Source organism: Diaphorobacter sp. HDW4A (genome assembly GCF_011305995.1).
In the GTDB taxonomy this organism is placed as follows: Bacteria; Pseudomonadota; Gammaproteobacteria; order Burkholderiales; family Burkholderiaceae_C; genus Diaphorobacter_A.
In genome coordinates, this window is record NZ_CP049910.1 from 344,510 (window position 1) to 357,362 (window position 12,853).

A 12,853-nucleotide genomic window follows, 5' to 3' on the forward strand; every position below is an offset into this window, starting at 1 on the left:
CGTATCGGCGGCGCAATACTTGAAAAACGGCAGTTGAAAAACTCGATAGCACCGATCACCGCCTGCAGGCGGTGCGGCGTATTTCGCATGCCCGAATTCAGACTATTGCAAGCAAAGGTCTTGAAAATTCCCCTATCGGATATCAGATATCTCGCAATGACTTCCCATTCGGAAACACAAAAACACCATGCGAATTGACAAACTGACCACCAAATTTCAGGAAGCCCTCGCAGACGCACAATCGCTCGCGCTGGGCAATGACAACCCCTATATCGATCCCATTCACGTGCTGACTGCCATGCTGCGTCAGCAGGATGGTCCGCGCTCATTGCTGCAGCGGGCTGGCGTGAACGTGAACTCGCTGACTACGGCGGCGGAAAACGCCGTCAAGCAACTGCCGCAAGTGCAGGGCCAGGACCAGCAGGTGCAGATCGGCCCCGATCTGAACAAGCTGCTGCAGGCCACTGAGAAGGAAGCCATCAAGCGTGGCGACCAGTTCATCGCGAGCGAGTTGTTTCTGCTTGCGCTGGCCGACACCGGCACCAAGGCCTCTGAACTGGCCAAGCAAAATGGATTGACCCGTAAAAGCGTGGAGGCGGCCATTGACGCCGTGCGTGGAGGACAGACGATGGACAGTGCGGAAGGTGAAAGCCAGCGCGAGGCGTTGAAGAAGTACACGCTCGATCTGACCGAGCGCGCCCGCAGCGGCAAGCTCGATCCGGTGATCGGCCGCGATGACGAGATCCGCCGTGCCATCCAGGTGCTGCAGCGCCGCAGCAAGAACAACCCGGTGCTCATCGGTGAGCCCGGCGTGGGCAAGACCGCCATTGTGGAAGGTCTGGCGCAGCGCATCGTGGCTGGCGAAGTGCCCGAGTCGCTCAAAGAAAAGAGCGTGCTGGTGCTCGACATGGCGGGCCTTTTGGCTGGTGCCAAGTACCGCGGCGAGTTCGAGGAACGTCTGAAGGCTGTGCTGAACGATGTGGCCAAGCAGGAAGGCCGCATCATTCTGTTCATCGACGAAATCCACACCATGGTCGGTGCAGGCAAGGCCGAGGGCGCGATGGACGCGGGCAACATGCTCAAGCCAGCGCTGGCGCGCGGCGAGCTGCATTGCATCGGAGCGACCACGCTCGACGAATACCGCAAGTACATCGAGAAGGATGCCGCGCTTGAGCGCCGCTTCCAGAAGGTGCTGGTCGAGGAGCCATCGGTCGAGGACACCATCGCGATTCTGCGCGGTCTGCAGGTGCGCTACGAGGCCCACCACGGGGTGGACATCACCGACCCGGCCATCGTCGCCGCAGCCGAGCTGAGTGCGCGCTACATCACTGATCGCTTCCTGCCCGACAAGGCCATCGACTTGATCGACGAGGCGGCGGCCAAGGTGAAGATTGAGATCGACTCCAAGCCCGAGGAAATGGACAAGCTTGAGCGCCGGATGATCCAGCTGAAGATCGAGCGCGAGGCGATGAAGAAGGAAAAGGACGAGGCTTCGCAGCGTCGCCTGACACTGATCGAGGAAGACCTCAGCGCTCTGGAGCGCGAATACGCCGATCTGGAGGAAGTGTGGAAGGCCGAGAAGGCTGCCGCACAGGGCTCCGAGCAGATCCGCAAGGAGCTCGACCATATCCGCATCCAGATCGATGAGTTCAAGCGCAAGGGCGACTTCAACAAGGTGGCCGAACTGCAGTACGGCAAGCTGCCCGAACTCGAGCGTGAGCTGAAAGCCGCCGAGAACAATGAGGCGCAGGCCGAAGGCGTGGCAGGCAAGAAGAACCGCTTGCTGCGCACGCAGGTGGGCGCGGAAGAAATCGCTGAGGTGGTGAGCCGCGCAACCGGCATTCCGGTCTCCAAGATGATGCAGGGCGAGAAGGACAAACTGCTCAAGATGGAAGACAAGTTGCACGAGCGCGTGGTAGGCCAGGACGAGGCGATTGCCGCCGTGGCCAACGCCATCCGCCGTTCGCGTTCGGGTCTGTCCGATCCGAACCGGCCGCTGGGCAGCTTCTTGTTCCTCGGCCCCACAGGCGTGGGCAAGACCGAGCTGTGCAAGGCGCTGGCGGGCTTTTTGTTCGACAGCCAGGATCATCTGATTCGCATCGACATGAGCGAGTTCATGGAGAAGCATTCGGTGGCTCGCCTGATCGGCGCGCCTCCGGGCTACGTGGGTTACGAGGAGGGCGGTTATCTGACCGAGGCCGTTCGCCGCAAGCCCTACAGCGTGGTGCTGCTCGACGAAGTGGAGAAGGCGCATCCGGACGTGTTCAATGTGCTGCTGCAAGTGCTCGACGATGGTCGCCTGACCGATGGTCAGGGCCGCACCGTGGACTTCAAGAACACGGTGATCGTGATGACCAGCAACATCGGCTCGCAGCTCATCCAGAGCATGGTGGGTCAGAGTTCGGAAGACATCAAGGAAGCCGTGTGGGGCGAACTCAAGAACAACTTCCGTCCTGAGTTTTTGAACCGCATCGACGAGACCGTGGTGTTCCACGCGCTTGATGCCAAGAACATCGAATCGATTGCGCGCATCCAGCTCAAGCTGCTCGAATCGCGACTCGAGAAGATGGATCTGCACCTCGACGTGTCGCCTGCCGCGATGGCCGAACTGGCGAAGGTCGGTTTCGACCCGGTGTTCGGAGCTCGTCCGCTCAAGCGCGCGATCCAGCAACGTATCGAAAACCCGCTGTCCAAATTGCTGTTGGAGGGTAAATATCCGCCCAAGAGCGTGATTCCGGTCTCCGTGGATCCTGTGAAGGACCCGGGGGTATTCGAGTTCGGCAAAGCCCGCGAAGCGGCATGATGCTGAAATGAAGGTGCGCATCCACCACTCACCCGTGGGGATGCGCAGATCAGGTTTGAAAGGAAAGATTGCTTTGAACGACTTGCTGTCCGGATTGATCCGTTTGGCTCTGCGCCTCATCGTCATCGCTGGCGCTGTGGTGGTTTTCTTCGGCGTGCTCGCAGCGGCCATGCTGCTGGCGCTCATGTGGGGTGCGCGCGCCCTGTGGGCCAAGCTCACGGGACAACCGATGGTTCCGTGGGCCATGCGCATGGATCCCCGCTCGGGCTGGAGCACCGTGTACAACAGCACGGCCCGCTGGTCCGCACCGCGCGATGCGTCGCATGATGACGCCGGCTCGCGCAGTTCCCTGCGCGGCACGGGCCTGCGTTCTTCACCCGACGTGACGGACGTGCAGCCACGCGAAGTTCACTGATGATCTGACTTCCGATTGCCCTGTGTGATCGTCAACAATGGCAAAGCGCCGCTGAGAGAAATCTTGGCGGCGCTTTTTTTGAGCGATGGGCTTTGGCTTGATTCAAGTGTCGCTGAGGTTTGATACAAATTCTCGGCGACGCTGTCGGGGTAGTTCACAGACGCGCCTGCGCACGCCGATATGATGATCAGCCTATGACCAGCTACACGCATCCCGAGGACATTCGCCAACTGTTTGAGCTGCAGCGCCAAGCCAGCCGAGCGCAGGTGGATGTGCCCTTGCTCGTGCGGCGCGAGCGACTGCTCAGGCTGCAGAAGCTGATCGATGAAAACGCACCTGTGCTGGCCGCTGCCGTGCAGGCGGACTTTGGCATGCGCTCGCAGCGGCTCACCGAAGTGGCTGACTTCTTCGTGCTGCGCTCGCAGCTCTCGCATGTGCTCAAGAAGCTCTCCAAATGGATGAAGCCGCGCCGCGCGCGCACGCCGCTGTACCTGTTGCCCGCAAGCGCGCGCGTACAGACTCAGCCGCTGGGGGTGGTGGGCGTGATCGCGCCTTGGAACTATCCGGTGCAGCTCGCGCTCGGTCCGGCCATCGATGCTCTGGCCGCAGGCAATCGCGTCATGATCAAGCCCAGCGAGCTCACGCCGCACACCTCGGCGCAACTGGCAACGCTGGTCTCCCAATTCTTTGCCCCTGACGAGATGTGTGTAGTGCAAGGCGATGCGGCCATTGCCGCGCTGGTGGCATCGCTGCCGTTCGATCACCTGGTGTTCACCGGATCCACGCAGGTCGGCCGCAAGGTGGCGCAGGCGGCGGCCACGAATCTCACGCCGACCACACTGGAGTTGGGCGGCAAGTCGCCGTGCATCATCGACGCGGATTGCGACATGGACGACGCGGCGCTCAAGATCGCGCATGGCAAGCTGCTCAACGGCGGGCAGACCTGCATTGCGCCCGACTATCTGCTGCTGCCACGCGGCAAGGAGGGCGCGTTCACTGAGGCGTATCGCGCTGCAGTAGCCAAGTTGTTCCCCTACTTCGAGGGTAACCCGGACTACGCCTCGATCATCGATTCGCGCCATCTGGCGCGGCTGCGCAACATGCTGCAGCAAGCGCAGTCGCTGGGCGCCGATGTGCAGGTGCTGGCGCAGCAGCCCGGCACGCCACCACCGCCGCCCACGAGCATCGGCGATGGCGTGGCGCGGCAGATGCCTCCCTCGCTGGTGTTTGGCGCGACGGAGGACATGCAGCTCATGCAGGAGGAGATTTTCGGCCCGATCCTGCCCGTGGTGGTGTATGACCGGCTTGACGATGCCATCACGCTGATCAACAACGGGCCAAGGCCGCTCGCGCTGTACTGGTTTGGAAGAAGCGATGCAGTGCGCGATTCAGTGCTCAAGCAGACGGTCAGCGGCGGTGTGAGCGTGAATGACACGCTCATGCACATCACCCACGATGGTCTGGCGTTCGGCGGGGTGGGGGACAGCGGTTGGGGGGGCTACCACGGAGAGGCGGGATACCTGCGTTTCAGCCATCAAAAGTCGGTGCTCGTGCAGTCACGATTTTCGATGGGCGCGATGCTCTATCCGCCTTACGGCCCTCAATTTGACCGTATCATGTCGTTGCTGCGCAAACTCTTCTGAACATCTTTCGGGGTGTTGAGCGCAACGCGGCAGTGCCCCGTTCAGGTGCTGCCGTCTGCTCCCCGTCTGCTCCTAATTGGCGCAGCAAAGCTTCTATGAACCATGTTGGCCATTTAGGCAAGCAGAACATGGAAAAAGCAGCTTGGGCGCTATGGAAACAAACGAGCGCGTGAGTCCAACCCACATTTTTGCGAGAATGTTGGGTTTTTCGTTGTTTCACACGTTTTCGTTCAGTCCATGTCCAGTATTCAGGTTCGTCCCGCGACACTTCGCGATGCCAAAGCCATTGCCCAGGTTCACTCTGCTTCCGCGTTGGAGGCATACCGAGGGCTGGTTCCCGACGACCAACTGAAATCCATGTCTTCGGTGGAAAAGCGTCAGGCATACTGGCGCGAGGCCATCGAGTATTGCGAACCTCAGGTTCAGGTTGCCGTTGACGGTGACAAGATCGTTGGTTTTGTCGGGTTTGATCGCTCACGCGATGAAAAGAGTCGCCCCACCACAGGCGAAATTTGGGCCATCTATGCCTCTCCCACGCACTGGAACAAGGGCGTGGGTCTGGCCTTGTGGGATGCCGCGCGTGATGGCCTTCAAGAAGAAGGCTGCACAACCGTGACCTCGTGGGTGCCGCTGCGCAACGAGCGCGCGCTGCGCTTTCACGAAATGGCCGGATTCAAGCGCGAAATGACCACCGCCAAGACACACGTCATCGCTGGCGTGAAGGTCGAAGAGGTACGTTTGAAGCGACAGGTACACGGGTGACCGCAGAGTCGCCAGTGGTCAGGCACCAAGCCGAGTCCACGGCGACTGCAGAGTTTGCCGACTTCTGAGCATCTGCCATGCAATTGCTGCTGGCCCCGATGGAGGGGCTTCTGGATTTCGTCTTGCGCGATGTGCTGACCCGGGTGGGCGGCTCGGATCGCTGCGTTTCGGAATTCATTCGCGTCACCGGCAGGCTGATTCCAGACCATGTCTTTCACCGCTACATCCCCGAGCTGCACAATGGCTGCCGAACGCTGTCCGGCGTGCCGGTGCGTCCGCAGTTGCTGGGCTCCGACCCCGAGAGTCTCGCCGAGAATGCGGCGCGGCTCGCGCAACTGGGGCCTTTCGGCGTCGATCTGAATTTCGGCTGCCCCGCCAAAGTCGTGAACCGGCACGGCGGTGGGGCCTCGCTTCTGCGCGAGCCTGATCGCATCGGCCGCGTCGTCGAAGCGGTGCGCCGCGCCGTGCCGGCGCACATGATCGTATCGACCAAGATGCGCCTCGGCTACGACGACGACAGCCTTGCCATCGACTGTGCGCAGGCCATGGCGGGTGGAGGCTCATGTGAGCTGGTTGTGCATGCGCGCACCAAGGCCGATGGTTATCGCCCGCCTGCCTATTGGGAGCGCATCCCCGCTATTCGCGACGCCGTGAAAATTCCCGTGATTGCCAACGGCGAGATCTGGACCGTGGACGACGCTTTGCGTTGCCGCCGCGAATCAGGTTGCGACGACATCATGCTGGGTCGCGGCATCGTGGCTGATCCCGGCCTCGCGCTTGCGATCCGTTCGGTGGACGCAGGCAACCTGCCCGCCACCATCGTTGAGTGGAATGACCTCGGGCCGCACATCATCCGCTTCTGGCAGATGGTGTGTGCAGACCTCGAGCCGGCACAGCGTGCAGGTCGACTCAAGCAGTGGTTGAATCTTCTGCGCCGACGTTTTCCACAAGCCGAGGACGCGTTCAATCACGTGCGCACCATGCGCAATCAGCGTGACATCACGGCTTGGCTCAAGACGCAGCACGGACCATTCGAGGTGACCGAGCCCAGTCAGCGGGAAGTTGACTGGCAGTTGACGCACTGAGGTTTCAACCCGAGCGCTACAGCACGGAGTCGGGCACCATCGGCGCGATGATCTTCAGCATCATCCTGAGCGGCAGGCTTGTGTCGGGATCTGCATTTTCCTCCCTTAGGTCACTGTTCTGCGGCGGCTTCCATACCAGTGAACCATTCTCCAGCACCACATGCCAGGAGCCGAGCGCAAGTGCGGGCTCGATGAGGCGCGTCGTTTCAGCAGACAGCCTGTTGCTGCGCACCAGCACTGCGATTTCCGTGTTCTGCAGCTTGGAGCGCTGATCGAGGTTCATTGACCCGATGACGGTGAGCTTGCCGTCGAGCACCAGTACCTTGGAATGCAGCATCACGCGTTGTGCGTGCGGCGTTGCACTGCCCGTGCTGCCCATGCCAAAGGCCGCACGCAAATTGCTTGGGTCGCTGACGAGTTCGTACAGCTCCACGCCATTCTTGAGCAACTGCTCGCGGTAGCGCGCGTAGCCGATGTGTGCAACTGGCGCATCGTTGGAGGCGAGCGAGTTGGTGAGGATGCGCACACGCACGCCCCGGTCCACCGCAGCCTTGAACACTGCCATCATCCTCTCGCCGGGAACGAAGTAGGGCGAGACGACGAGCAGATCCTTCTGTACATAGTTGATCAGACTGATGAGGCCGTCCACGACCGAATCATCGCTCTCCGCCTGTGATGCTGGCGATGGCTGCGCTGCACTGCTTGGCATGTCTTGCGTCGCGGTCCCTCGTAGCTTCGTGGCCGATAGACTGCTGGTGGTCGTCGAGGTCTGCGCGGTCATTGGGTCGGTCTTCCCTTCGGCATCCACCGCAGGAATTTTGCCTGGCTTGTCCGCCAGCATGATGGCATTCGCCCAGATCAGCGGTGCCTTCTTCAAATCGAGCGCCGCCATATCCCACACCTGCGAGCGTTGCGCCTTGCTGAGGCCATCCTTGGCACTGGGGCGAGGCTCGCCGTCGGGTGGTTGTGGCCTTGCTGTACCGGAAGTGCGTGGGATGTCTGATGAGGATGCATTGCCTTGCGGCTCGGCGTTTGCCGCTTTTTCTCCGCCATTCGCCTCGGACTGCGTATCGCGTTTCGTAAACTCCGCGCGCATCCGGTCCAGCTCCTTCTTTTCAATCAGGGACTGCACCGGATACGCTCGCTCGTTGTTCCAGTACTCGTCGAAACTGCGCGACAGATCCTGCACCAGCGGCCCTGCAATCAGCACATCTGCATCAATGAAGTTGGACTCCGCGTTCCCGAAATACGAATCCCCAAGATTGCGCCCACCCATCACGCCCATCACGTTGTCGGCGAGAAAAAGCTTGTTGTGCATGCGCTGCTGCGCTCGCTGAAAATCGGTCGCCGCATGCCACATGCGACTCACCGGATTTTCCCGATCACCGGCCAACGGATTGAACATCCGCATCTGCACATTCGGCACAAACGCCATCCGCATCACCAGCGCATTGCGCCCCGTGCCATGAAAATCGTCCAGCAGAATCCGCACCCTTACCCCACGCCGCGCAGCCTGCACTACCGCTAGCATCAATCGCTTCGTACTTGCATCCGCATGAATCGCGTAGTACTGCAAATCCAGTGACTGTCGCGCAGTCTCGATCAATGCGAGACGACTGCCATATGCCGTCTGCGGCCCGGTCAACAACATGAAGCCGGATGCGGTTGCACCAGCTTTGTTTTCCATTTGCTTGCGGGATTGGGTGATCTGGGTGAGTGGGAGATTGCCTGCCGGTGCCGCTGCGTGGGAGATGGGGCGGTCGACGTGGGTGGGAAGTTTGTTGGTGGCGCAGCCGGTGAGGAGCAGCGCCACGAGAGCAAGCATGCTCACGATTCTCCACTGGCGTAGAGCTTGAGCCGAACATTCAGACGCTCGTTGAAGAGGAGGGGCGTGGTCGAAATCGCTCATGAATCAAACGCTATCCTTTGGGGATGCCGATGCAGCGCTGAAGGGCGCGTCAGAATCCGAGCATGGCTGAATTGTCCATGACACAGCATGGCTTGCAGTCATTGGACACGCACAAGCGTCCAAAAGTAGATGTCCTCCTACGTTGATCCAATTTGTACCATGCAGAAAAAAAGCGCCTGTGGAGTAACCAGCAGGCGCATCGTTTTCATCCGTGACTGGATGGGTTCAGCTACTTTCTCCAGCAGTCCTCGAAGGTGAGACCGGCTGCAAGGTTGTCATTTTCACGTTTTCCAGTGTTGGTCAATGTAAAGGTTCCGCATTTGTCGGTTTGCTTGGGTGTCGCTGTCAGTGTGAAAGCATCGGCACTGCTTCCATCCTTTAGTCCAATGTCATACCGCTTCGTCTTGTCTCCAGACCAAGTGAGTGCCGAAGAAAGAGTTGTCGGATAGACACCGTTGGCGGTAGCGGCTCGCTCCATCCAGAGTTGTGCTTGAAGCAGCCCGGCGCGGGCATCGGCGCGATGCCCGCGCCGGACATACTCGTCATAGCTTGGCAACGCAATCGCTGTGAGAATTCCCACGATGGCGACCACGATCATGACTTCAATGAGCGTGAAGCCAGTCTGTCGGTTGATCTTCATGATATGTAGCGTTTTCATTCTGGTGAGATTGAAAATCAGCGCAGTTGCCGCCAGGTTGGGCGCAGCGAATTCACTGGCATGGGAGCCATTTCCAATGTGTCATTCGTTGGAATGATAGTGTCCTTCTTGTCGATCAAGGTCTGAGCACCAGGGTTGATCTTTGTCTTTATGCCGCCTCCGTCATCGCCGGTATATGCTCCGTCGCCATCCACGTCAAAGACAGGAATGGAAGGCTTCTTTCCATCCATGATATTGACGAGAGTGAGGTACTGCCGTTCCTTGTCCACTGACGTGTAAGTGCAGCTTTCGATCGTTTCGGCGGCCTTATCGTTAGTACCTTTTGCCGGTACCTGAGTAAATACTGCGAGGATGTTGCTCGCATCGTAGTAGCTCATCTGCTTCAACAGCCGTTCACTGGTCTCCGTCAGATCCATGTACCAGCCTTTGTAGACGGCCCAATTCAATTCGCCATTGGTTGTCTTGTCCTCGACCCAGAAGTTGCGATCAGAGCCGGTGATGGCGGTGTCATCAAGCCCGCGCTTCAAGAGTTTGTCAAAGGTGACAGACTTTGGCGTCTCATCGCTTGTGATCTTGCAGTCCGCATCGCCGGAAGCCGTGCAGACTTCGACATGTTTGCCCACAGCCTTGTATCGCGTGTTGTCCAGAACGGAGTACAGGGTCTGGACCTTGGTGTTCTCGGGGTCTGTTGTCGTGATGTTCATGCCCGTGCCGAACGCAACCATCATGCCTGCGACGGGAACGACTTCTTCCTTATTGTTGACCGTGATGGTCTTCTTGCGATCATTGGCTCGCAACGTGGGGGCCGCGGTGATCGGCTGCACCTGATTGCGGTCGGAGCCTCGCGCGGAGGGGCCGGTTGCTGTGTAGAGCGGTTTGCCGTCAAATGCCACCTTCCATTCGCTCGTGTCCGCACTGGCCACGATGAACTTCCACATATTGCCTTTGAGGTCGCCCGCATAGATCACATCTGGTCTGCCATCGCCATTGATGTCGGTGACCCGAGGGGAGGACAGACCATTGTCGGTGGTGTTGACGGTCGATCCGGTGGCAACCGTATCGGCGGTAGCAGGAATCCGCACCAGTTCCTTGTTGCCATCCAGAAACTGGATGAGCAGAACAGGGCGCTGGTTGGTACTGTTGTATCCGTTGCCCATGACCACTGCCCAACGGTCATTGTTCATGCGCACGAATTGCGTGGAACGAAGAATATTGACGTCATCGATGACTGGTGTGGAAAAGACGTGGCCGATATCCTTGTTTTCCTTGCATGCGGTTTGTTGGGTGGCAACGGTCAATGTTGAGCAATCCGTGGCGAAGGTTTCTGTGGCGCTCAGCGTTCGGTCTTGAACGACCAGCGTGGATGCGTTCGTTTCGGAGAACTGGGTTTCTGGCTTTGTGACATCAAGTACAAAATAGCCCTTGCCGCCTGCGCCGAGAGTGCCAACGAGCATGGTCCGCCAATCGGCATCCTTGCTGCTTTCCGGGTTCAGATTCACATCACCACTCATGGGTGAGCCATCCACAAAATATTTGTGGTTGTCGTTGTATGTGGTGTAGGTCAGCTTGGCCAAGTTTGGAATAACGCCGCGCGGTACGTACGCAATTTTCTCTTCGCCGTCGGTCGCCTTGAATCCATGCAGCATGCCATCGTTGGCACCGACGTAAATCATCGGTTGACGGGCCTTCTGGTCGCGGACGAACTGTGTGTATCCATTGAGCGAGTAGTTGCTCACCGGCGCTCCCACATACCAGATGCTGGAGTTGATCATGTCGCCTTGGCGCGACTGTCGTTGACGGAAAGGTTTCGTCGTGTAGTCCAAGGGGCTTTCCGTGCCTTCCTTGGTCTGATCTCCGCGAACATAGTTGAGACGATCCTGACCCAGCGAGTCGGTGCTGTTGTCCGACTTTACGTTGAAGAATGCCTTCTGGGCTGTACTCAGGTTGCTTTCGTTGGTGGCCCATTTGAAGGGGACGCCACGCTTTTGAGAATCTCCCCAAGAAAGAATCAACCGATTGGAAACACTGAAGGATGTTGCATTGAGCCAATCCGCCGTGGTCTTGGTGCCCCAGCCCGTCGCATTGATGGTGGTGCCATCAGGTTTGATGGTCTTTCCTTCGATCCAACCGCTCCATGCTTTGCGTGGGTCGTAGTTTGCAACGTAGACGTTCACACCATTGCGCGTGACGGTACTGCCGCTGGTGGCGATCGAACCGCGATCAGGTTCTGTTTCCTTGTTCATCGCCTTGACGATGTCGCGGAATGCGGCTTCGAGATCCTCACCCTTTTGAACAGCATAGAAGCGGCCACGGCCATTCACCGCTGCATGCCACAGATCCAATGCGCGTACATTTTCGGCAGACATTGCTGGCCAGGTCTTGTTGCCCGTGACGAAGTCGGGAAAGCTGCCGTCGTATCCAAAGGGCACCATCGTTGATGGTGCTGAGATGGTGTTGGCACCAGGCCATGTATATGACATCGCACTGAAACCAATGGTGTAGGTTACGAGGTGCGGCCAATTCGCCGGATCAAATTCCGGATTCCAATATTTGTCCAATACGGCGGCCTTACCTTTGCTGTCATTTCCAAAATTTCGCGTAGCGGCTGCTTGGCGATACTCCTTGGAAAGAGGCACCTGCTTCCCTTCGGCATTGGGGTCATAGAGGGATGGCTGAAGATTTGTTGACCAGCTGTAGAACGCCCAATCAGCCAGCGTGTCGGACTGTGTATCGCGATACAACTTTGTCTGGGCTGTGTCTTTGAAAACCACGCCATCCGGCAACGTCAAGGAACTTACCCCGTCTTTGTTTCCTCCAGATGCATCACTGTTCCAGCGACCATCCGTCATCATGATGTGATAGTTGCGACGGCACCCCAGATAAGTATTATTGTCGGATTTTCCCGGTGTGCTTGCCCATGGCCCGTTGGTGCTCAGCGAGCGGCGCAAGTAGGCATCTGCCTGACTGAACATCCAATGCGATGGCGTTCCATTCACAGGCGAGAGGCTGCTAATGAACGACTTGAAGTTGGTTCGATGTGCATCATCCAGAACTCGCATCGAATTCACGCCATTGCTAGCGCTGTCGACGCTGTTGGCTCCCGCGTTGCTCGTGGTATTGCCGCTTTTTTTGGACGCTCCCACGCCAGGGGATTTTCCGTTGTTCCACATCGCCTGCCAGGACAAGCGGATTTTTCCGTCGGGAAGCAGCGTCGTGTCTGAGAAGACGGCATTCAACGCGTGTTTGAGCACGTTCATGCGCCGGCTAGTGTTGAGCCAAGTGTTGTTAGTGCCGTTGGGTGTGGTGTTATTGGTGGCGCCAGTGGCGCTTTCCTGATCCAATCGATAGTTCATACTTCCCGAGTCATCGACAGAGATGATGAGGTTGGGAGCAATGTATGGCTCAATCGTTCCTGGCGGGGATTGGGCGAAATCCAGTGCCAGGACAGGCTGCTGCGCGAGTGCAATACCGATCATCGACGCCAGCAGTGTCTTCTTGAAATGTGCTTGCTTCTTCATCATGATGTGTTCCGTTTCCAGAGCATCCCTCTGCTCTTGAGTTCTGCAAATTCAAATGTC

The 12,853-nt window shown here is 58.5% G+C and carries 8 protein-coding genes; 5 read left to right on the plus strand and 3 right to left on the minus strand.

All coding sequences use genetic code 11. The features are described 5' to 3' along the window. Window positions 1-187: 187 nt before the first annotated feature. The 5 genes from clpB (at window position 188) to G7047_RS01595 (ending at window position 6,708) form a co-directional block, all read left to right on the plus strand. Entirely contained in the window at window positions 188-2,803 is a 2,616-nt protein-coding gene (gene clpB, locus G7047_RS01575) for an ATP-dependent chaperone ClpB (RefSeq protein WP_166300086.1), read from the plus strand. Between the two features lie 73 nt (window positions 2,804-2,876). Further along, window positions 2,877-3,218, plus strand: coding sequence for a hypothetical protein (locus G7047_RS01580; protein WP_166300088.1), 342 nt, complete (start codon window positions 2,877-2,879; stop codon window positions 3,216-3,218). A gap of 194 nt (window positions 3,219-3,412) precedes the next feature. Then, window positions 3,413-4,861 (plus strand): aldehyde dehydrogenase family protein, encoded by a 1,449-nt coding sequence (locus G7047_RS01585; RefSeq protein ID WP_166300090.1) that lies wholly within the window; start codon window positions 3,413-3,415, stop codon window positions 4,859-4,861. 237 nt (window positions 4,862-5,098) lie between these two features. Further along, window positions 5,099-5,623, plus strand: coding sequence for a GNAT family N-acetyltransferase (locus G7047_RS01590; RefSeq protein ID WP_166300092.1), 525 nt, complete (start codon window positions 5,099-5,101; stop codon window positions 5,621-5,623). Window positions 5,624-5,700: 77 nt separating this feature from the next. Further along, complete coding sequence (locus G7047_RS01595) at window positions 5,701-6,708, plus strand: tRNA-dihydrouridine synthase (protein ID WP_166300094.1); 1,008 nt, start codon at window positions 5,701-5,703, stop codon at window positions 6,706-6,708. 16 nt (window positions 6,709-6,724) lie between these two features. Here the strand turns inward: G7047_RS01595 and G7047_RS01600 are convergent, their stop codons facing one another. The 3 genes from G7047_RS01600 to G7047_RS01610 form a co-directional block, all read right to left on the minus strand. Next, a complete protein-coding gene (locus G7047_RS01600) occupies window positions 6,725-8,533 on the minus strand; it encodes a phospholipase D family protein (RefSeq protein WP_166300096.1) in 1,809 nt (602 codons plus the stop codon). 313 nt (window positions 8,534-8,846) lie between these two features. Continuing rightward, on the minus strand, window positions 8,847-9,257 hold the full coding sequence (locus G7047_RS01605) for a type IV pilin protein (protein ID WP_166300098.1): 411 nt from the start codon (window positions 9,255-9,257) through the stop codon (window positions 8,847-8,849). 35 nt (window positions 9,258-9,292) lie between these two features. After that, the gene (locus G7047_RS01610) at window positions 9,293-12,796 is read right to left on the minus strand and encodes a pilus assembly protein (protein WP_371813836.1); all 3,504 of its coding nucleotides are present in this window, start codon (window positions 12,794-12,796) and stop codon (window positions 9,293-9,295) included. Window positions 12,797-12,853 lie beyond the last annotated feature (57 nt).

Coding starts and splice junctions, on each gene's coding strand:
- clpB (WP_166300086.1), top strand. CDS start 188: ATGCGAATTGACAAACTGACCACCAAATTTCAGGAAGCCCTCGCAGAC.
- G7047_RS01585 (WP_166300090.1), top strand. CDS start 3,413: ATGACCAGCTACACGCATCCCGAGGACATTCGCCAACTGTTTGAGCTG.
- G7047_RS01590 (WP_166300092.1), top strand. CDS start 5,099: ATGTCCAGTATTCAGGTTCGTCCCGCGACACTTCGCGATGCCAAAGCC.
- G7047_RS01595 (WP_166300094.1), top strand. CDS start 5,701: ATGCAATTGCTGCTGGCCCCGATGGAGGGGCTTCTGGATTTCGTCTTG.
- G7047_RS01600 (WP_166300096.1), bottom strand. CDS start 8,533: ATGCTTGCTCTCGTGGCGCTGCTCCTCACCGGCTGCGCCACCAACAAA.
- G7047_RS01605 (WP_166300098.1), bottom strand. CDS start 9,257: ATGAAGATCAACCGACAGACTGGCTTCACGCTCATTGAAGTCATGATC.
- G7047_RS01610 (WP_371813836.1), bottom strand. CDS start 12,796: ATGATGAAGAAGCAAGCACATTTCAAGAAGACACTGCTGGCGTCGATG.